This window comes from Archangium sp. Cb G35 (assembly GCF_001896145.1).
In the GTDB taxonomy this organism is placed as follows: Bacteria; Myxococcota; Myxococcia; order Myxococcales; family Myxococcaceae; genus Archangium; species Archangium violaceum.
Genome location: NZ_MPOI01000010.1, coordinates 192,956 through 216,337 on the forward strand (window position 1 = coordinate 192,956; position 23,382 = coordinate 216,337).

Genomic DNA, 23,382 nt, shown 5'->3' on the forward strand with positions numbered 1-23,382 from the left:
AAGTGCTGGAGCGGAGCGACGGGTTGCACTGCACCTTCGAGTACTCGACGGATCTGTTCGAGCCGTCCACCGCGGCGCGCATGGCCGAGCACCTGGCCGTGCTGGCGCGGCAGGTCGTGGAGTCTCCAGAGAAGCCGCTGGCGCGGCTGACGCTGCTGACCGAGGCCGAGCGCCAGCAGGTGCTGGTGGACTTCAACGCCACCTCCTCGCCCTACCCCACCGACGTCTGCATCCACCACCTCTTCGAGAAGCAGGTGGCCCTGCGTCCCGACGCCGTGGCCGTCGAGTTCGGCGAGCAGCGCCTCTCCTGGCGTGAGCTGGATGCGCGCGCCAACCAGCTCGCCCACCTGCTGCGCTCCCATGGCGTGGGTCCTGACTCCCTCGTCGCACTCTGCCTCGAGCGCTCCGTGGAGCTCATCGTCTCCCTGTTGGGCATCCTCAAGGCCGGCGGCGCCTACCTCCCGCTCGACGCCTCCTACCCGGCTCAGCGCCTGGCCTTCATGTTGGAGGACGCTCCTCCCCGGCTGCTCCTCACCTCTCGCGCCCTGCGCCCGCAGCTCCCCGTCTCCGAGTCGTTGCCCTGCCTCCTCTGGGAGGAGTTGAGCCTTGAGGGTCTGCCCACGTCCTCTCCGGAGACGGGCGTCACCTCTCGCAACCTCGTCTACGTCGACTTCACCTCCGGCTCCACCGGCAGGCCCAAGGGCGTCGCCATCGAGCACCGCTCCGTCTCCCGCCTGCTCCATGGCGCCTCCTACGCCCACCTCTCCCCCGAGGAGACCTTCCTCCTCCTCGCCCCCATCTCCTTCGACGCCTCCACCCTCGAGGTCTGGGGACCGCTGGTTCACGGCGCTCGCCTCGTCGTCTTCCCTCCCCAGTCCCCCAGTGACCTGGACCTGCTCACGCAGGTGCTGGAGCGCCACGGCGTCACCACGCTCCACCTCACCTCGGGCCTCTTCACCCAGGCCGTCGACCACAAGCTCGACAGTCTGCGCGGCCTGCGTCAGCTCCTCACGGGCGGCGATGTCGTCTCCGCCCCCCATGTCCGCCGTGTCCTGGAGCAGCTGCGCATCCCCGTGACGGCCTGCTACGGCCCCACCGAGAGCACCCTCTTCACCTCCTGCTTCCGGATGACTCGTCCCGAGCAGCCCGGTGACTCCGTTCCCATCGGTACACCTATCGCCAACACCCAGGTGTACCTGCTCGACGCGCACCAGCAGCCCGTGCCCGTGGGCGTGCCCGGTGAGCTCTACATCGGCGGCGACGGCCTGGCCCGCGGCTACCTCTCCCGTCCGGACCTCACCGCCGAGCGCTTCCTCCCCAATCCCTTCTCCTCCACTCCTGGTGAGCGTCTCTACCGCACCGGTGACCTCGCCCGCTGGCGCCCCGATGGCGTCCTCACCTTCCTCGGCCGCATCGACAATCAGGTAAAGATTCGCGGCTACCGCATCGAGCTGGCCGAGGTGGAAGCCGCCCTCCTCTCCCTCCCCGAGGTGCGTGAGGCCGTCGCCCTCGTCCGCGAGGACGTGCCCGGCGACAAGCGCCTCGTCGCCTACGTCGTTCCTCCTCCGGGACAGCCTCTGCCCGATGTGGAATCGCTGCGAGCCGCCCTCGCGCAGCGGCTGCCCGAGTTCATGCGGCCCTCCGCTTTCGTCGCCTTGGAGAGCCTCCCGCTCACCTCCAACGCCAAGGTGGATCGCAAGGCGCTTCCCGCGCCCAAGGGCACCAACCTCCAGTCGGCGACGGCCTATGCCGCGCCCCGCAGCGAGCTGGAGCAGCGCCTGGCTGACATCTGGACCCAGGTGCTCAACGTCGAGCGCGCCGGCATCCACGACAACTTCTTCGCGCTGGGAGGCGACTCCATCCTCAGCCTCCAGGTGATCGCACGCGCGCGCCGGGCCGGGATTGCCCTCTCCGCTCGCCAGTTCTTCCAGCACCAGACCATCGCCGAGCTGGCCCGCATCGCCGGAGACTCCTCGGGCTCACTGGACGAGCAGGGTCCTGTCACGGGCGAGGTGCACCTCACCCCCATTCAGCACTACTTCCTCCAGCTCGACACCGCCCACGCCCACCACTTCAACCAATCCCTGCTCCTCGAGGTGCGTCAGTCCCTGGACGCGTCGCTCCTCGAGAAGGCGCTCGGCCACGTGGTGGTCCACCACGATGCGCTCCGCGCACGCTTCACGCGCGTCGAGGGGCGCTGGCAGCAGCATTTCGCTGGCACCGAAGCCGCTCCCACCCTCCTCCAGGTGGACCTCTCCGGCATTCCCGCGGCCTCTCGGCCGGCGGCCCTCGAAGCCGAGGCCTCTCGCCTCCAAGCCAGCTTCGATCTCTCCAGGCCGCCCTTCCTCGTTGCCGCGCTCTTCAACCTCGGTGACGCCCAGCGCCTCTTCCTCTGCGCACACCACCTCGTGATCGACGCCGTGTCCTGGCGCATCCTCGTCGAGGACCTCGAGGCCTCCTACCTCCAGCTCCTCCAGGGTCAGCAGGTCACGCTTCCGCCCAAGTCCACCTCCGTCCAGACGTGGGCGCGCCGCCTCTCCGAGTACGCCTCCTCCGAGGCGCTCGCCGCCGAGGCGCCCCTCTGGCTGAATGAGGCGCGCTCCCTCATCCAGCCCCTCCCCATGGACTCGTCCGGGGAGAACACCTACGCCTCCGCCGCCTCCGTCTCCGTCTCGCTCGACGCTGACGAAACCCGCCTCCTGCTCCAGGAGGTGCCCGCCAGCTGGCGCGCGCACATCAATGACGTCCTCCTCACCGCGCTCGTCCAATCCGTCTCGGAGTGGACGGGCCAGCCGCGCCTCCTCGTGACGCTCGAGGGCCACGGCCGCGAGGACCTCTTCGCGGATGTGGACCTCTCCCGCACCATCGGCTGGTTCACCTCCCTCACGCCCCTGCTGCTTTCCATTCCCGAGGGCGGCTCTCCGGGAGACTGCCTGCGCTCCGTTCGCGACTCCCTGCGCCAGCTGCCCCACCACGGCATTGGCGCCGGCATCCTCCAGTGGATGGGACCCGAGGCGCTTTCCCAGCAGCTGCGGGCACTCCCCGCTCCGCAGGTCGCCTTCAACTACCTCGGCCAGTTGGATGGCTCCGCCGCCGCGAGCACCCTCTTCTCACTCTCCAGTGAGCCCACCGGCCCCTTCGTTGCACCGGCGTCTCGCCGCATGCATCCCCTGGAAGTGAGTGGCTCCGTCCTCGAGGGACGCCTCCAGCTCTCCTTCACCTACAGCACCCACCTGCATCACGCGTCGACGATCCAGGGCCTCGCCCAGCGCTTCCTCACTCGCCTCCGCGCCCTCATCTCCCTGCGTCACTCCGACGACGCTCGCCGCTTCACGCCCTCCGACTTCCCCCTCGCGCGCCTCACGCAGGGGGCCCTCGACTCGCTCCTCGCACGCCACTCCGCGTCACCCGAGGACCTCTATCCCCTCACGCCGCTGCAGCAGGGCATGCTCTTCCACGCCCTCCTGACACCGGAGGCGGACGTCTACTTCTCGCAGCTCTCCTGGAGCATCGACGGCTCCTTCAACCTGGAGGCTTTCCTCCAGGCCTGGCAGGCCGCGCTCGACCACAACACCATCCTTCGCACCGCCTTCCTGTGGGAGGGGCTCGACACCCCCCTGCAGCTCGTCCACGCGCGCGCCACCATCCCCTTCCAGCAGCATGATTGGCGGCACCTCTCCGCGGACGAGCAGAAGACGCGCCTCGACGCATTCCTCCTCGAGGACAAGCGCAAGGGCTTCGACCTGGCTCGCGCCCCGCTCATGCGCCTGACGGCCATCCGCCTCCAGGACAACACCTGGCGCGTCCTCTGGAGCTACCACCACCTCCTGCTGGATGGTTGGAGCATCGGGCCCCTCATGCAGGACGTCTTCGCCGCCTACGACGTCCTCAGCTCCGGCAAGCCGCTTCAGCTCCCCGCCCGGCCTCCCTTCCGCGACTACATCTCCTGGCTGCAGCGCCACGACCCCGCCGCCGAGGAGTCCTTCTGGCGCTCCATGCTCGCGGGCTTCGCCTCCCCCACGCCCCTTCCGGCCGACACCCACGCTTCACCTGACAAGGGCCAGCCGCCAGCCCCGCACATCCACGAGCGGAGCCTCGACGCCGAGACCACCGCATCCATCATCGCCTTCACGCGTCAGCACCAGCTCACCCTCAACACCCTCGCCCAGGCGGCCTGGGCGCTCGTCCTCTCGCACTACAGCTCCGAGAAGGATGTCGTCTTCGGATTCACCGTCTCTGGCAGGCCTCCCGAGCTCCCGGGCGTCGAGACCATGGTGGGCCTCTTCATCAACACCCTCCCTGTCCGCGTCCGCATCCCCGCTCCTTCCGAGCCCCTCCTGCCCTGGCTCCAGCAGCTCCGCGCACAGCAGCTCGAGTTGCAGCAACACGAGCACGCTTCGCTCGTCTCCATTCAGGCAGTGAGCGGCCTGCCTCGCGCGACGCCTCTCTTCGAGTCCCTCCTCGTCGTCGAGAACTACCCGCTGGACGAGTCCCTCCAGCGCCAGGCTTCCTCTCTGAACATCCGTGATCTGCTCGCACCCAGCGGGCAGACCAACTTCCCCCTCACCCTCACCGTCATCCCGGGCGCACGCATTCAGTTCAGCGCGGCGTACGACTCGACGCGCTTCGACTCCGCCCTGCTCCAGCAGGCCCTGACGCGCTGGTGCGATCTCCTGGTGGAACTGACCCTCCGGCATGACGCCTGCCTGAGCGATCTGCCCCTCGGCACTTCAGAGAAGCAGCAGCAGGTGCTGACCGGCGCCGAGCGTCACCAGCTTCTCGTGGACTGGAACTCCACCGCCCGCGAGCTGCCCCAGCATCCGCTCGTCCACCGTCTCTTCGAGGCCCAGGTGCGCCGCACGCCGCACGCCCTCGCCCTCCAATCCTCCAGTGCCCAGCTCACCTACTCGGAGCTGAATTCCCGCGCCAACCAGCTCGCCCGCCTCCTTCTCTCCCTCGGCGCCGGCCCGGAAGTCCTCGTCGCGCTCCACCTCGAGCGCTCCACGGACTTCGTCATCGCCCTGCTCGCCACCATCAAGGCTGGCGCGGCCTGGCTGCCCCTCGACCCATCCCTCCCCAACGAGCGCCTCTCCTTCATCGTCTCGGACGCTCGTCCCGCCCTCCTGCTCACCCACTCCTCCCTGGACGTGGACATCCGCTCCTTCCGGATGGAGGCCCTGTCCGAGCAGCTCTCCTCCTTCTCCGATGCGGACCTCGAGGTGACTCCGGACGGCGACAACCTCGCCTACGCCATCTACACCTCGGGCTCCACCGGCCGCCCCAAGGGCACCCTCCTGCGCCACCGCGGCCTCTGCAACACCATCCTGGAAACCATCGACGACATGGAGCTCGGGCCAGACTCTCGCGTCCTGCCCTATGCCTCCATCGGCTTCGATGCCTCCATCGTGGAGATGCTGCCCCCGCTCCTCTCGGGTGGTCAGCTCTTCCTCGCCACGCGCGAGCAGCTCCCGCCCGGCCTGCCCTTGCAGCAATTCCTGCGCGAGCACGCCATCAACGCCGGCACCTTCACTCCCTCCCTCCTCTCCCTCCTCGATCCCCAGGTCCTCGAGTCCCTCCACACCATCGTCGCCGCCGGCGAGGCCCTGCCCGCGGATCTCGTGGCCCGCTGGAAGCCCGGGCGCCGCTTCCTCAACGTCTACGGCCCCACCGAGGTCTCCATCGCCTCCACTGTCGCCTACGACGTGGAGCCTCGCCGCGTCTCCATCGGCCGCCCCTTGCACAACATCCAGGCCTACGTGCTCGATGAGCACCTGCGGCTGCTCCCCGTGGGCCTGCCCGGCGAGCTGTACCTGGGTGGCGTCGGCCTGGCGCGCGGCTACCTCGGCCGCCCCGAGCTCACCGCCGAGAAGTTCATCCCGCACCCCTTCTCCTCTTCTCCGGGCGAGCGCCTCTACCGTACCGGTGACAAGGCGCGCTGGCTGCCGGGTGGACAGCTCGAGTTCCTCGGCCGCCTCGACTCCCAGGTGAAGCTGCGCGGCTTCCGCATCGAACTGGGCGAGATCGAATCCGCCCTGCGCGCCCACCCCTCTGTCCGTCAGGCCGTTGTGGTGCTGCGCCAGGACTCGGGGGACAAGCGCCTCGTCGCCTACCTCGTTCCCAACGAGGGCCTCTCCGTGGACCCCGGCACACTGCGCGACGTCCTCAAGCGCTCGCTGCCCGAGTACATGGTTCCCTCCGCCTTCGTTTCCCTCCAGGCCCTGCCCCTGTCTTCCAGCGGCAAGGTGGACACCAAGGCGCTTCCCGCTCCCGACAGCTCCTCGCTGTCGACGACGGCCTATGCCGCGCCTCGCAACGAGCTGGAGCAGCGTCTGGCCGATATCTGGGCCCAGGTTCTCCGCCTCGAGCGTGTCGGCGTCCACGACAGCTTCTTCGAGCTGGGTGGCCACTCCCTGCTCGCCACTCAAGTCGTCTCTCGCATCCGCTCCACCTTCCAGGTGGAACTGCCCCTGCGCGCCCTCTTCGAGGCGTCCACCATCGCCGCCCTCGCGGCTCACCTGGGCTCGGCCCTCCAGTCCGGCGCCTCGCTCCAGGCTCCTCCGCTCGAGCCGGCAAATACATCAGGCCCGCTGCCCCTCTCCTTCGCTCAGCAGCGCCTGTGGTTCCTCGACCAACTCCAGCCGGGTTCGTCCTCCTACAACATGCCCTCCGTCCTGCGCCTGGAGGGCGCTCTGGACGAGGCTGCTCTGCAGAACGCCTTCACCGAGCTGGTCCGCCGTCACCACGCCCTGCGCACCACCTTCGGCTCCGAGTCCGGCCGGCCCGTCCAGCTCATCGCGCCCACGGCGTCCTTGCCCCTGTCCCTCGTGGACCTCTCCTCCCTGCCTCCCGCGGAGCGTCAGGAGGAAGCCCACCGCCAGGCCTTCCACTCCGTCATGCGGCCCTTTGATCTGGCCCATGGCCCGCTCCTGCACGCCTCGCTCTTCAAGCTCGAGGAGCGGCTCCACATTCTCGCCCTCTCCATGCACCACATCGTCTCCGACGGTTGGTCCATGGGCATCTTCATCCGCGAGATGGCCGCCCTCTACCAGGCTTTCTCCTCGGGCCAGCCCTCTCCTCTGCCCGAGCTGCCTCTGCAATACGCTGACTACGCCGTCTGGCAGCGTCAGTGGCTGCAGGGTGCTGCCCTCGAGCAGCAGCTCTCCTTCTGGCGTCAGCAGCTCTCCGGTGCTCCCGCCGCTCTCGAGCTGCCCACCGACAAGCCTCGGCCCTCCGTCCAGAGCCAGCGTGGTGCCCTCCTCGAGGTCCACCTCCCCAAGGCGCTCTCCGAGTCCCTCAAGGCCTTCTGCCAGCGTGAAGGTGTCACTCCCTTCATGGCCCTGCTGGCCTCCTTCCAGGTGTTGCTCTCGCGCTACTCCGGCCAGGACGACATCAGCGTTGGCTCTCCCATCGCCGGCCGCCGCCACTCGGAGCTCGAGGGCCTCATCGGCTTCTTCGTCAACACCCTCGTCCTTCGTGCCCGCCTCTCTGGCGTCTCCTCCTTCCGGGAGCTGCTCCAGCAGGTGCGTGAAACCACCCTCGGTGCCTTCGCTCACCAGGACATCCCCTTCGAGAAGCTCGTCGAGGAGCTGCGTCCTCCTCGCGACCTGAGCCGCACTCCTCTCTTCCAGGTGATGTTCGCCCTGCAGAACGCTCCTCAGTCGGACATCGACCTGCCGGGTCTCTCCCTGCGCCCGTTGATGCCGAACGAGGTGGCCTCCAAGTTCGACCTCACCCTTTCACTGCTCGACGGCCCCGAGGGCTTCACCGGCACTCTCGAGTACTGCTCCGAGCTCTTCGAGCACGACACCGTCAGCTGCATGACGAGCCACCTGAGCGTGTTGCTCGAGTCGCTCATCTCGCGCCCCGAGGCTCCTCTCTCCTCCCTGCCGCTGCTGTCCCAGGCCGAGCGCCAGCAGGTGCTGGTGGAGTGGAACGAAACGCGGACGGACTACCCGCGCCACAGTTCCATCCACGGCCACTTCGAGACCCAGGCCCGACTCACTCCCGACGCCATCGCGGTGCAGGAAGGCGAGCAGCGCCTCACGTACCGTGAGCTGGACGAGCGCTCCAACCAGCTCGCCTGGCACCTGCGCTCCCTGGGCGTTGGCACCGAGACCATGGTGGGCCTGTTGCTCGAGCGCTCCACCGACATGGTCGTCGCCATGCTCGCCACCCTCAAGGCCGGCGGCGCCTACCTGCCTCTCGACACCTCCTACCCCTCCGAGCGTCTGTCCTTCATGCTCCAGGACTCCTCCGCTCGGGTCCTCATCACCCGCCAGTCACTCCAGGCACGGCTGCCTTCCCACTCGGCTCGCCTCCTCCTGTTGGACTCCGAGTCCACGGCCCTTTCCCAGCAGCCTCGCCACGCCCCGCCTTCAGGCTCCGGCTCCGACAACCTCGCCTACCTCATCTACACCTCGGGCTCCACGGGACGTCCCAAGGGCGTCGCCGTTCCCCACCTCGGCGTCCTGCGCCTCGTCCTCTCCTCCGACTACGTCCGCTTCTCTCCCGAGGACTGCGTCGCTCACGCCTCCAATACCGCCTTCGACGCGGCCACCTTCGAGGTCTGGGGCCCTCTCCTCTCTGGCGCTCGCCTCCTCATCCTCTCCCGCGAGCAGCTCCTCTCTCCCCTTGAGCTCGGAGCAACACTCCGCACCCACTCTGTTTCCACCCTCTTCCTCACCACCGCCCTCTTCAACCAGGTCGCCTCTCTGGCGCCTTCTTCCTTCTCCTCCCTGAGCAACCTCCTCTTCGGCGGTGAGGCCTCTGACGCTCTCTCCATCCGCCGTGTCCTCGAGGCCGCTCCTCCCTCCCGTCTCCTCAACGTCTACGGACCCACTGAGTCCACCACCTTCGCTACCTGGTTCCTCATCCAGTCCGTCGCGCCTCACGCCTCCTCGGTCCCCATCGGCCGCCCCATCTCCAACACCACGGCCTTCGTCCTCGACGAGCACCTGCAGCCCGTACCTCCCGGCGTCCCCGGCGAGCTGTACCTGGGTGGCGACGGCCTGGCGCGTGGCTACTTCGGCCGCCCCGAGCTCACCGCAGAGAAGTTCATCCCCCACCCCTTCTCCTCGTCTCCGGGCGTCCGCCTCTACCGCACCGGTGACAAGGCGCGTTGGCTGCCGGATGGCCAGCTGGAGTTCCTCAGCCGCCTCGACTCCCAGGTGAAGCTGCGCGGCTTCCGCATCGAACTGGGTGAAGTGGAGTCCGCTCTGCGCGCCCACCCCTCCGTGCGCCAGGCCATCGTCGTGGTGCGCCAGGACTCGGGTGACAGGCGTCTCGTGGCCTACATCGTGCCCACTTCCCCTCGCCCTCCGGGAGAGGGACGGGGTGAGGGTGGCGCGCCCCCCGAGCTCACCTCCGCGGACCTGAGCACCTTCCTCAAGGGCACCTTGCCCGAGTACATGGTGCCCTCCGCCTTCGTGCCCCTCGACGCCCTGCCCCTCACTCCCAACGGCAAGGTGGACACCAAGGCGCTTCCCGCTCCCGAGACCGCTCTCTCTTCCTCCAGCGATTACGTCGCGCCTCGCAACGAGCTGGAGCAGCGTCTGGCCGGCATCTGGGCCCAGGTGCTGGGCGTGAAGCAGGTGGGCATCCACGACAACTTCTTCGAGCTCGGTGGCCACTCCCTGCTCGCCACTCAAGTTGTCTCTCGCATCCGCTCCGCCTTCCAGGTGGAGCTGCCCCTGCGCGCCCTCTTCGAGGCCCCCTCCGTCGCCTCCTTCGCGGCCCACCTGGGTGCAGCCCTCCAGTCCGGTGCCTCGCTCCAGGCTCCTCCGCTCGAGCCCGCGGACACTTCAGGCCCTCTGCCCCTCTCCTTCGCTCAGCAGCGCCTGTGGTTCCTCGACCAGCTCCAGCCCGGCTCCTCCACCTACAACATGCCCTACGTCCTGCGCCTCGAAGGCGCTCTGGACGAGGCTGCTCTGCAGAACGCCTTCACCGAGCTGGTCCGCCGTCACCACGCCCTTCGCACCACCTTCGGCTCCGAGTCCGGTCAGCCCGTCCAGCTCATCGCGACCACGGCGTCCTTGCCTCTGTCCCGCGCGGACCTCTCCTCCCTGCCTCCCGCGGAGCGTCAGGAGGAAGCCCGCCGCCTGGCATTCCACTCCGTCATGCGGCCCTTTGATCTGGCGCATGGCCCGCTCCTGCACGCCTCGCTCTTCAGGCTCGAGGAGCAACTGCACATCCTCGCCATCTCCATGCACCACATCGTCTCCGATGGGTGGTCCATGGGCATCTTCGTGCGCGAGATGGTCGCCCTCTACCAGGCCTTCTCCTCGGGCCAGCCCTCGCCTCTGCCCGAGCTGCCGCTGCAGTACGCCGACTACGCCGTCTGGCAGCGTCAATGGCTGCAGGGTGCTGCTCTCGAGCAGCAGCTCTCCTTCTGGCGTCAGCAGCTCTCCGGTGCTCCCGCCGCTCTCGAGCTGCCCACCGATAGGCCTCGTCCCTCCGTCCTGAGCCACCGCGGCGCCTTCCTCGAAGTCCACCTCCCCAAGGCGCTCTCCGAGTCCCTCAAGGCCTTCTGCCAGCGTGAAGGGGTCACTCCCTTCATGGCCCTTCTGGCCTCCTTCCAGGTGTTGCTCTCGCGCTACTCCGGCCAGGACGACATCTCCGTCGGCTCTCCCATCGCCGGCCGCCGCCACGCCGAGCTCGAGGGCCTCATCGGCTTCTTCGTCAACACCCTCGTCCTGCGTTCTCGCCTCTCGGGTGTCACTTCCTTCCGCGAGCTGCTCCAGCAGGTGCGTGAAACCACCCTCGGTGCCTTCGCTCACCAGGACATCCCCTTCGAGAAGCTCGTCGAGGAGCTGCGTCCTCCTCGCGACCTGAGCCGCACTCCTCTCTTCCAGGTGATGTTCTCGCTGCTCAACCTCCCGACGGGAGAAGCCCAGCTCCCTGGCCTCACCCTGCGCCCCATCGAGCACGAGAGCACCACTGCCAAGTTCGAGCTCTCGCTCGCCCTCGGCGAGGGCCCGGATGGATTCAGCGGCACGCTCACCTACAACACGGACCTGTTCGACGCTCAGACCGCGGCGCGGATGATGCGTCACTTCCAGGTGCTCCTGGAGGCCATCGCCGCCCATCCCGACACCGCTCTGCATGACCTGCCCCTCCTCTCCTCCGAGGAGCGCCAGCAGGTACTCGTGGAATGGAACGACACGCACACGGACTTCCCCCGCGAGTCCACGCTCCACTCGCTCTTCCTGGCCCAGGCTCTGCGCACTCCCGAGGCCACTGCCCTCGTCTCCGAGTCCGGTAGCCTCACCTACCGCCAACTCTCCGAAGCCTCCTCTCGCCTCGCCCTGCACCTGCGCTCTCTCGGCGTCGGCCCCGGCACGCTCGTCGCCCTCTGCCTCGAGCGCTCCCCGGAGATGCTCGTCTCCCTCCTCTCCATCCTCCAGTCCGGTGCCGCCTGGGTCCCCTTGGATCCGGAGTACCCCTCCGAGCGTCTGGCCTTCATGCTCGAAGACAGTGGCGCGAAGCTGCTCCTCACCCGTAGCGCCTTGCTCCAGGCCCTGCCCACTACCCAGGCTCAGGTCCTGCGGTTGGACTCGCTCGACGCGCTCAACGCACTGCCGCCCGTGCCCCAGGGCACCGTCCTGCCCGAGCCCGAGGCCTCCAGCCCCGCCTACGTCATCTACACCTCGGGCAGCACGGGCCGTCCCAAGGGTGTCCAGGTGGCCCACCGCGCCGCCGTCAACCACCTGCTCTGGCGTCAGCGCGAGTTCCCCATGGGGCCCCAGGACGCCTTCCTCCAGAAGGCCTCCTTCAGCTTCGACATCTCCGTCTGGGAGATGTTCGCTCCTCTGCTGGCCGGCGCCCGGCTCGTGCTCGCGCGCCCCGGCGGCCAGAGGGACCCCGAGTACCTGGTGCAGATGGTTCTGCGTCACGGAATCACCCATCTGCACTTCGGCCCCGCTCCGCTGTCCACCTTCCTGCAGACGCCGGACGTCGCGCGCTGCCAGTCCCTGCGCTTCGTCTTCTGCGGTGGCGAGCCCCTCACCCACGAGCTCCACGCGCTCTTCCTCTCCAAGCTGAGCGCCCGGCTCGTCCACCAGTACGGCCCCACCGAAGCGTGCATCGACTGCACTGCATGGGTGTGCCCCTCTCACGCCGTCTCCGCGCTGCCCATCGGCCGCCCCATCTCCAACACCCAGGCCTATGTGGTGGACGCCTCGCTGCGTCCCGTGCCCGTGGGCGTCCCGGGCGAGCTGCTCATCGGCGGTGAAGGACTGGCTCTCGGCTACCTCGGCCGTCCGGAGCTCACCTCCGAGCGCTTCATCACCCATCCGTTCAGCACCACGCCCGGCGCCCGCCTCTACCGCACCGGTGACAAGGTGCGCTGGCTGGCCGACGGCACGCTCGAATACCTCGGCCGCCTCGACTCCCAGGTGAAGCTGCGTGGCTTCCGCATCGAGCTGGGTGAAATCGAATCCGCCCTGCGCACCCACCCCTCCGTGCGCCAGGCCGTCGTGGTGCTTCGCCAGGACTCCGGCGACAAGCGCCTCGTCGCCTACGTCGTACCCACTTCCTCGTCCCCCGAGTTCGACACCGCGGACCTGCACACCTTCCTCAAGCGCTCCCTGCCTGAGTACATGGTGCCCTCCGCCTTCGTCTCCCTCCCGGCCCTGCCCCTGACTCCCAACGGCAAGGTGGACACCAAGGCGCTTCCCGCTCCCGAGGCCTCCTCGCTTCCGTCGTCGGCGGCCTACGTCGCTCCCCGTGACGAGCTGGAGCAGCGCCTGGCTGGCATCTGGGCCCAGGTGCTCCACGTCGAGCGTGTCGGCATCCACGACCACTTCTTCGAGATGGGCGGCCACTCCCTGCTCGCCACCCAGGTCGTTTCTCGCATCCGCTCCACCTTCCAGGTGGAGCTGCCCCTGCGCGCCCTCTTCGAGGCGCCCACCATCGGGGCCCTCTCCGCACACCTGGGCGCAGCTCTTCAGTCCGGCGCCTCGCTTCAGGCTCCTCCGCTCGAGCCCGCGAACACCTCAGGCCCGCTGCCCCTCTCCTTCGCTCAGCAGCGCCTGTGGTTCCTCGACCAGCTCCAGCCCGGCTCCTCCGCCTACAACATGCCTTACGTCCTGCGCCTCGAAGGAGCGATGGACGAGGCCGCTCTCCAGCGTGCTTTCGCCGAGCTGATCCGCCGTCATCACGCCCTGCGCACCACCTTCGGCTCCGAGGCCGGCCAGCCCGTACAGCGCATCGCGCCGACGGCTTCCCTGCCCCTGTCCCTCGTGGACCTCTCGTCCCTGCCGCCTTCCGAGCGCCAGGACGAGGCCTACCGTCAGGCCTCTCGAGTCGCCCTGCGGCCCTTTGATCTGACTCACGGCCCGCTCCTGCGCGCCTCGCTCTTCAAGCTCGAGGAGCGGCTGCACATCCTCGCCCTCTCCATGCACCACATCGTCTCCGACGGGTGGTCCATGGGCATCCTCGTGCGCGAGGTAGCGGCCCTCTACCAGGCCTTCTCCTCCGGACAGCCCTCGCCTTTGCCCGAGCTGCCCCTGCAATACGCTGACTACGCCGTCTGGCAGCGTCAGTGGTTGCAGGGTGCTGCCCTCGAGCAGCAGCTCTCCTTCTGGCGCCAGCAGCTCTCCGGTGCTCCCGCCGCCCTCGAGCTGCCCACCGACAAGCCCAGGCCTTCCGTCCAGAGCCAGCGTGGCGCACTCCTCGAGGTCCACCTCCCCAAGGCGCTCTCCGAGTCCCTCAAGGCCTTCTGCCAGCGTGAAGGTGTTACCCCCTTCATGGCTCTGCTGGCCTCCTTCCAGGTGTTGCTCTCGCGCTACTCCGGCCAGGACGACATCAGCGTTGGCTCTCCCATCGCCGGCCGCCGCCACTCGGAGCTCGAGGGCCTCATCGGCTTCTTCGTCAACACCCTCGTCCTGCGTGCCCGCCTCTCTGGCGTCTCCTCCTTCCGTGAGCTGCTGCACCAGGTGCGTGAGACCACCCTCGGTGCCTTCGCCCACCAGGACATCCCCTTCGAGAAGCTCGTCGAGGAGTTGCAGCCTCCCCGTGACTTGAGCCGCACTCCCCTCTTCCAGGTGATGTTCGCCCTGCAGAGCGCTCCTCACTCGGACATCGAGCTGCCGGGTCTCTCCCTGCGCCCGTTGATGCCTAACGAGGTCTCCTCCAAGTTCGACCTCACCCTCTCCCTCCTCGACAGCCCCGAGGGCTTCTCCGGCGCTCTGGAGTACTGCTCCGAACTCTTCGAGCACGACACTGTCAGCCGCATGGCAAGCCACCTGGGCGTGTTGCTCGAGTCACTCATTTCGCGCCCCGAGGCTCCTCTCTCCTCCCTGCCTCTTCTGACCGGCACCGAGCGCCAGCAGGTGCTGGTGGAGTGGAACGAAACGCGCACGGACTACCCGCGCCACGGCTCCATCCACGGCCACTTCGAGGCTCAGGCCCGGCTCACTCCCGACGCCATCGCGGTGCAGGAAGGCGAGCAACGCTTCACGTACCGTGAGCTGGACGAGCGCGCCAACCAACTCGCCTGGCACCTGCGCTCCCTGGGCGTTGGCACCGAGACCATGGTGGGCCTGTTGCTCGAGCGCTCCACCGACATGGTGGTCGCCATGCTCGCCACCCTCAAGGCCGGCGGCGCCTACCTGCCTCTCGACACCTCCTACCCCTCCGAGCGCCTGGCCTTCATGCTCGAGGACTCCTCCGCTCGCGTCCTCGTCACCCTCCAGTCCCTCCAGGCCCGGCTGCCTTCCCACTCGGCTCGCCTCCTCCTGTTGGACTCCGAGTCCGCGGCCCTCTCCCAGCAGCCTCGCCACGCTCCTCCCTCGGGCTCCGGCTCCGACAACCTCGCCTACCTCATCTACACCTCGGGCTCCACGGGACGTCCCAAGGGCGTCGCCGTTCCCCACCTCGGCGTCCTGCGTCTCGTTCTCTCCTCCGACTACGTCCGCTTCTCTCCCGAGGACTGCGTCGCTCACGCCTCCAACACCGCCTTCGACGCGGCCACCTTCGAGGTCTGGGGCCCTCTCCTCTCCGGCGCTCGCCTCCTCATCCTCTCTCGCGAACAGCTCCTCTCTCCCCTTGAGCTCGGCGCCACCCTCCGCGCCCACTCCGTCTCCACCCTCTTCCTCACCACCGCCTTCTTCAACCAGGTCGCCTCTCTCGCGCCTTCTTCCTTCTCCTCCCTGCGCAACCTCCTCTTCGGCGGTGAGGCCTCTGACGTTCTCTCCATCCGCCGTGTCCTCGAGGCCGCTCCTCCCTCCCGTCTCCTCAACGTCTACGGACCCACTGAGTCCACCACCTTCGCYACCTGGTTCCTCATCCAGTCCGTCGCGCCYCACGCCTCYTCSGTCCCCATCGGCCGCCCCATCTCCAACACCACGGCCTTCGTCCTCGACGAGCACCTGCAGCCCGTACCTCCCGGCGTCCCCGGCGAGCTGTACCTGGGTGGCGACGGCCTGGCGCGTGGCTACTTCGGCCGCCCCGAGCTCACCGCCGAGAAGTTCATCCCCCACCCCTTCTCCTCGTCCCCGGGTGCCCGCCTCTACCGCACCGGTGACAAGGTGCGTTGGCTGGCCGATGGCACGCTCGAATTCCTCAGCCGCCTCGACTCCCAGGTGAAGCTGCGCGGCTTCCGCATCGAACTGGGTGAAGTGGAGTCCGCTCTGCGCGCCCACCCCTCCGTGCGCCAGGCCATCGTCGTGGTGCGCCAGGACTCGGGTGACAGGCGTCTCGTCGCCTACGTCGTGCCCACGACCTCCGAGCTCAACACCGCGGACCTGAGCACCTTCCTCAAGGGCTCCTTGCCCGAGTACATGGTGCCCTCCGCCTTCGTGCCCCTCGACGCCCTGCCCCTCACTCCCAACGGCAAGGTGGACACCAAGGCGCTTCCCGCTCCCGAGAGCGCGCTCTCTTCCTCCAGCAACTACGTTGCGCCTCGCAACGAGCTGGAGCAGCGCCTGGCCGACATCTGGGCCCAGGTACTGGGCGCGAAGCAGGTGGGCATCCACGACAACTTCTTCGAGCTGGGTGGCCACTCCCTGCTCGCCACTCAAGTCGTCTCTCGCATCCGCTCCACCTTCCAGGTGGAGCTGCCCCTGCGCGCCCTCTTCGAGGCCCCCTCCGTCGCCGCCCTCGCGGCTCACCTGGGCTCCGCCCTCCAGTCCGGCGCCTCGCTCCAGGCGCCTCCGCTCGAGCCCGCGGACACTTCAGGCCCCCTGCCTCTCTCCTTCGCTCAGCAGCGCCTGTGGTTCCTCGACCAGCTCCAGCCCGGCTCCTCCACCTACAACATTCCCTTCGTCCTGCGCCTCGAAGGCGCTCTGGACGAGGCCGCGCTCCAGCACGCCTTCACTGAGTTGGTCCGCCGTCACCACGCCCTGCGCACCACCTTCGGCTCCGATTCCGGTCAACCCGTCCAGCTCATCGCTCCCACGGCTTCTCTGCCTCTACCGATCGTAGACCTCTCCTCCCTGCTTCCCGCGGAGCGTCAGGAGGAAGCCCGCCGCCTGGCCATCCACTCCGTCATGCGGCCCTTTGATCTGGCCCGTGGCCCGCTCCTGCACGCCTCTCTCTTCAAGCTCGAGGAGCAACTGCACATCCTCGCCATCTCCATGCACCACATCGTCTCCGACGGGTGGTCCATGGGCATCTTCATCCGCGAGATGGCGGCCCTCTACCAGGCCTTCTCGTCGGGCCAGCCCTCGCCTCTGCCCGAGCTGCCGCTGCAGTACGCCGACTACGCCGTCTGGCAGCGTCARTGGCTGCAGGGTGCYGCYCTCGAGCAGCAGCTCTCCTTCTGGCGTCAGCAGCTCTCCGGTGCTCCCGCCGCTCTCGAGCTGCCCACCGAYAGGCCTCGTCCCTCCGTCCTGAGCCACCGCGGCGCCTTCCTCGAAGTCCRCCTCCCCAAGRCKCTCTCCGAGTCCCTCAAGGCCTTCTGCCAGCGTGAAGGGGTCACYCCCTTCATGGCCCTTCTGGCCTCCTTCCAGGTGTTGCTCTCGCGCTACTCCGGCCAGGACGACATCTCCGTCGGCTCTCCCATCGCCGGCCGCCGCCACGCCGAGCTCGAGGGCCTCATCGGCTTCTTCGTCAACACCCTCGTCCTGCGTTCTCGCCTCTCGGGTGTCACTTCCTTCCGCGAGCTGCTCCAGCAGGTGCGTGAAACCACCCTCGGTGCCTTCGCCCACCAGGACATCCCCTTCGAGAAGCTCGTCGAGGAGCTGCGTCCTCCTCGCGACCTGAGCCGTTCTCCTCTCTTCCAGGTGATGTTCGCTCTGCAGAACGTCCCGACGGGAGAAGCCCAGCTCCCTGGCCTCACCCTGCGCCCCGTCGAGCACGAGGGCACCACTGCCAAGTTCGAGCTCTCGCTCGCCCTCAACGAGGGCCCCGACGGCTTCGGCGGCACGCTCACCTACAACACGGATCTGTTCGACGCGCAGACCGCGGCGCGGATGATGCGTCACTTCCAGGTGCTCCTGGAGACCATCGCCGCCCATCCCGACACCGCCCTGCACGACCTGCCCCTCCTCTCCCCCGAGGAGCGCCAGCAGGTACTCGTGGAATGGAACGACACGCACGCGGACTTCCCCCGCGAGGCCACGCTCCACTCGCTCTTCCTGGCCCAGGCTCTGCGCACTCCCGAGGCCATCGCCCTCGTCTCCGAGTCCGGCTCCCTCACCTACCGCCAGCTCTCCGAGGCCTCTTCTCGCCTCGCCCTGCACCTGCTCTCTCTCGGCGTCGGCCCCGGCACCCTCGTCGCCCTCTGCCTCGAGCGCTCCCCGGAGATGCTCGTCTCCCTCCTCTCCATCCTCCAGTCCGGTGCCGCCTGGGTCCCCTTGGATCCGGAGTACCCCTCCGAACGTCTGGCCTTCATGCTCGAGGACAGTGGCGCCAAGCTGCTCCTCACCCGTAGCGCCCTGCTCCAGGCCCTGCCCTCCACCGGCACCCAGGTCCTGCGGTTGGACTCGCTCGACGCGCTCAACGCTCTGCCGCCCGCGCCCCAGGGCACCGTCCTGCCCGAGCCCGAGGCCTCCAGCCCCGCCTACGTCATCTACACCTCGGGCAGCACGGGCCGTCCCAAGGGTGTCCAGGTGGCCCACCGCGCCGCCGTCAACCACCTGCTCTGGCGTCAGCGCGAGTTCCCCATGACTCCCCAGGACGCCTTCCTCCAGAAGGCCTCCTTCAGCTTCGACATCTCCGTCTGGGAGATGTTCGCTCCTCTGCTCTCAGGCGCCCGGCTCGTGCTCGCGCGTCCCGGTGGCCAGAGGGACCCCGAGTACCTGGTGCAGATGGTTCTGCGCCACTCCATCACCCACCTGCACTTCGGCCCCGCCCCTCTGTCCACCTTCCTGCAGACACCGGACATCGCGCGCTGCCAGTCCCTGCGCTTCGTCTTCTGCGGCGGCGAGCCCCTTACCCACGAACTCCACTCGCTCTTCCTCTCCAAGCTGAACGCGCGGCTCGTCCACCAGTACGGACCTACCGAAGCGTGCATCGACTGCACTGCATGGGTGTGCCCCTCTCACTCCGTTTCCGCGCTGCCCATCGGCCGTCCCATCTCCAACACCCAGGCCTACGTGGTGGACGCCTCGCTGCGCCCCGTGCCCGTGGGCGTCCCGGGCGAGCTGCTCATCGGTGGTGAGGGCCTGGCTCTCGGCTACCTCGGCCGTCCGGAGCTCACCTCCGAGCGCTTCATCACCCATCCGTTCAGCACCACGCCGGGCGCCCGCCTCTACCGCACCGGCGACAAGGTGCGCTGGCTGGCCGATGGCACTCTCGAGTTCCTCGGCCGCCTCGACTCCCAGGTGAAGCTGCGCGGTTTCCGCATCGAGCTGGGTGAAGTGGAGTCCGCCCTCCTCCAGCATGCCTCCGTGCGCCAGACCGTGGCCCTCGTGCGCGAGGACGTCCCGGGTGACAGGCGGCTGGTGGCCTACGTCACCGGCGACTCGCCCGACGCCTCCGTCCTGCGCGCATTCCTCCAGCAGCGGCTGCCCGAGTACATGGTGCCCTCGGCCTTCGTCCACCTGGAGGCCCTGCCCCTCAATCCCAACGGCAAGGTCGAGCGCAAGGCGCTGCCGCCTCCCGAGGCCTCGGCGCTCTCGCGCAAGGCGTCGCGCGCTCCGGACACGGAGATCGAACGCGCCCTGGCCGCCATCTGGGCCGAGGTGCTGCGCGTGGAGTCCGTGGGTGCCGAGGAGGACTTCTTCTCGCTCGGTGGCCACTCGCTGCTGGCGACCCAGGTCATCAGCCGCATCCGCGCCTCGCTCGGCGTGGAGCTGCCCCTGCGCGTCCTCTTCGAGGCCCCCACCGTCGCGGGCCTCGCCGAGCGCGTCCAGTCCGCCAGCCGCACCCAGGCTCCCGCGTTGAAGCCCGCGGCTCGCGGAGGCCCGCTGCCGCTCTCCTTCGCCCAGCAGCGGCTGTGGTTCCTCGCTCAGCTCGAGCCCGGTAGCACCGTCTACAACATGCCCTTCGCGCTCCGGCTCTCCGGGCGGCTGTCCGCCAGCGCGCTGGAGCGGGCACTCGAGGCGCTCGTGCTGCGCCATGAGGCGCTGCGCACCACCTTCCAGCCGGGCCAGGACGGCCCCGTCCAGGTCATCTCCGAGACTCCGCTCTCGAAGCTGCACACGGTGGACCTGGGCTCACTGCCCGAGTCCCAGCGTGAGGCCGAGGTCCTCCGGCTCGCGGAGGAAGAGGCCCGTAGGCCCTTCGACCTGGCGCACGGTCCGCTCTTCCGCGCCTCGCTGTTGCGCCTGAGCGAGACCGAGCATGTCCTGCTCCTGGCGCTGCACCACATCGTCTCCGATGGCTGGTCCAACGCCATCCTGGCGCGCGAGGTGGCCGCGTTCTACGAGGCCTTCGCCACGAGCCAGCCGTCGCGGCTGCCGGCGCTCCCGGTGCAGTACGCCGACTACGCGGTCTGGCAGCGTGACTGGCTGAGCGGCTCCGTCCTCCAGCGGCAGGTGGACTTCTGGAAGCAGCAGCTTTCCGGTGCCCCCGCGGCGCTGGAGCTGCCCACCGACAGGCCTCGTCCCGCGGTGCTGTCGTACCGGGGCGCCAATCTCCCGGTGAAGGTGTCCCGGAAGGCCTCCGAGGCGCTCAAGGCGCTGTGCCAGCGCGAAGGCGCCACGCCCTTCATGGCACTGCTGGCCGCCTTCCAGGTGCTCCTGTCCCGCTATTCGGGCCAGGACGACATCAGCGTGGGCTCGCCCATCGCCGGCCGCACGCGCGCCGAGACGGAGGGCCTCATCGGCTTCTTCGTCAACACGCTCGTGCTGCGCTCGCACCTGTCCGAAGGAGCCTCCTTCCGCGAGCTGCTCGCCCGGGTGCGCACCAGCACCCTGGCCGCCTACGAGCACCAGGACGTCCCGTTCGAGAAGCTGGTGGAAGTGCTCCAGCCCACGCGCGACCTCAGCCGCAGCCCGCTCTTCCAGGTGATGTTCATCCTGCAGAACACGCCTGGCGGCGAGCTCCAGCTCCCGGGCCTCACCCTGCGCCCCGTGGAGCATGAGGACACCACCGCCAAGTTCGAGCTCTCGCTCGCGCTCGGCGAGGGCCCGGACGGCTTCGGCGGCAGCCTCAACTACAACACCGGCCTCTTCGACGAGGCCACGGTGGCGCGGATGATGCGCCACTTCGAGACGCTCCTGGACGTGCTCTGCGCCCGTCCCGACACCGCTCTGCGCGACCTGCCGCTGCTCGGCCGCGACGAGGAGCGGCTGCTGCTGGAGACGTGGAACCTGCCCGGGGAACTGCCGCGGGATGGCTCGCTGCTGCACACCCGCCTGGAGGCCCAGGCCCGGCGGACCCCGGACGCGCTGGCGGTGGCCGACGGCACGCGCTCGCTCACCTATGACGAGCTGATGCGGCGCGCCAACCGGCTCGCCCGCCACCTGCGCACGTTGGGCGTGGGCCCGGAGGTCCGGGTGGGCGTGTGCCTGCGGCGCACGGTGGAGCTGCCCGTGGCGCTGCTCGCGGTCCTCGAGGCCGGGGGCACCTACGCGCCGTTGGATCCGGACTACCCCTCCGAGCGGCTCGGCTACCTGCTGGAGGACTCGAGCGCGGCGCTCGTCGTCACCGAGCGCGGCGTGCTCCCGGCGCTTCCCCAGGTGCGTCCCCAGACGCTCGTGCTGGAGGACCTGGAGTCGGTGCTGGCGGCGCAGTCCGACGAGCCGCTGCCTACCTCTTGCGATGCGGAGAACCTCGCCTACCTCATCTACACCTCGGGCTCGACGGGCCGTCCCAAGGGCGTGGCCATCACGCACCGCAGCGCCGCGCTCTTCATCTCCTGGGCGCTGAAGGTGTTCGCCCCCAGCGAGCTGAGCGGAGTGCTCGCCGCCACCTCGGTGTGCTTCGATCTCTCCATCTTCGAGCTCTTCGTCCCGCTGTCCTGCGGTGGCCGGGTGCTCCTCGTCCCCAACGCCCTGCACCTGCCGTCCTTCTCGCGCCGCGACGAGGTGACGCTGGTCAACACCGTGCCCTCCGCCATGGCGGAGCTGGTGCGCATGGGCGGGCTGCCGCGTTCGGTGCGGACCGTCAACCTGGCGGGCGAGGCACTGCCCCGGCGCACGGTCGACGCGCTCTACGCTCTGGGCCACGTGGAGCGGGTGCTCAATCTCTACGGGCCCTCGGAGGACACCACGTACTCCACCTCCGAGCAGGTGCCTCGCGACGAGGGCCGGAGTCCGGCCATTGGCCGGCCGCTGGAGAACACCCGGGCGTACGTGCTGGACCGCCACATGCGGCTGGTGCCGCCCGGTGTCCCGGGCGAGCTGTACCTCGCGGGTGATGGGCTGGCGCGAGGCTACCTGCTGCGGCCGGACCTGACGGCCGAGCGCTTCCTGCCGGATCCGTATGGCCTCACGCCGGGTGGGCGCATGTACAAGACGGGCGATCTGGTGCGCTACCTGCCGGACGGGCGTCTGGACTACCTGGGGCGCCTCGACTCCCAGGTGAAGCTGCGCGGCTTCCGCATCGAGCTGGGCGAGATTGAAGCGGTGCTCGCGCGCCATGCCTCGGTGCGACAGGCCCTGGCCCTGGTGCGCGAGGACGTGCCCGGCGACAAGCGGCTGGTGGCCTACGTCACCGGCGACTCGCCCGACGTCTCCGTGCTGCGCGCCCACCTCCTGCGGTCCCTGCCCGAGTACATGGTGCCCTCGGCCTTCGTAGTCCTGGACGCGCTGCCCCTGACGCCCAACGGCAAGCTCGATCGCAAGGCCCTGCCGGTGCCGGAGGCTTCGCACCGGGGGCTCGAGCAGACCTTCATCCCGCCTCGGGATGCGCTGGAGTTGAAGGTGGCCCGCGTCTTCGAGGAGGTGCTGGGGGTGCGGCCGGTCGGCGTGCGCAGCAACTTCTTCGAACTGGGCGGCCACTCGTTGCTGGCCGTGCAGCTCATGGCACGCGTGCGCGAGGCCACGGGCCGCGAGCTGCCCCTGGCCACCCTCTTCAGGGCGCCCACGGTGGAGCAGCTCGCCGCGCTGCTGCGGCAGGAGTCCCCGCTGCCCTGGTCCCCGCTCGTCCCCTTGAGTGGTGGTGGCGAGAAGACGCCCCTCTTCCTGGTGCACCCCGTGGGAGGCAACGTCTTCAGCTACACCGGGCTGGCGCGCCAGCTCGGCTCCGAGCGCCCCGTGTTCGGCCTGCAAGCCCAGGGGTTGGATGGGCTCAGTGATCCGCTGTCCTCGGTGGAGGAGATGGCGGCCCTCTACGTGGAGACGATCCGCACGGTGCAGCCATCCGGCCCCTACCTGCTAGGTGGCTGGTCCCTGGGTGGCGTCATCGCGTACGAGATGGCTTGCCAGCTCCGTCAACGCGGAGAGGAGGTCGCGCTCGTGGCCCTCATCGACTCGTACGCGCCTCGGGAAGAGGCCTGGCCGGAGCTGAAGCCCGCCGAGGCGGCGGCGCTGTTCCTGCGAGATCTGCTGGGCACCTTCGGAGCGGAGCTGATGCAGGAGTGGGAGCAGCTCGAGGCCCTGGAGCCGGAGGCGGTGCTGGCACGGGTGCTGGAGGTGGGTGAGCGCAGCGGAGCCCTGCCGCCCGGTGCCGGGATGGATCAGCTCCGCATCCTGCTGCGCGTCTTCGAGAGCAACCTGCGCGCCGGCCAGCGCTACACGCCTCATACCTCCGATCAGCGGCTGCTGCTGGTGAAGGCAGGCGAGGTCACGGGCCAACCCGAGGACGGGGGGTGGACGGCGATGAGCGGCAGCAACCTCGAGCGTCACGTGCTGCCCGGAAACCACCATGCGTTGCTGCGTGAGCCTCTCGTGCAGCAGCTCGCCGAGCTCCTGCGCGAGGCCCTGGCGTCAAGCGCCCGGGATTCGAAGCGCCGGGCCCTCCAGTCCTGACCGCCTCGCCCTATCTCAGGGGCCGGAGTCCGCCTCCGGCCCCTCCGGGCTGCATCAGGCGTAGCGACTCCGAGCCTGGTGGCTG

General features: G+C 69.0%; 1 protein-coding gene (running past one end of the window). It reads left to right on the top strand.

The genetic code is table 11. From position 1 onward, the window contains the following. Positions 1 to 23,297, top strand: the 3' portion of a protein-coding gene (locus tag BO221_RS29235; RefSeq protein ID WP_073563946.1) for a hybrid non-ribosomal peptide synthetase/type I polyketide synthase. The gene continues 19,621 nt to the left of window position 1, outside the view; the window shows 23,297 of its 42,918 coding nt (coding positions 19,622–42,918); the start codon falls outside the window, past its left edge; the stop codon is at positions 23,295 to 23,297. Positions 23,298 to 23,382 lie beyond the last annotated feature (85 nt).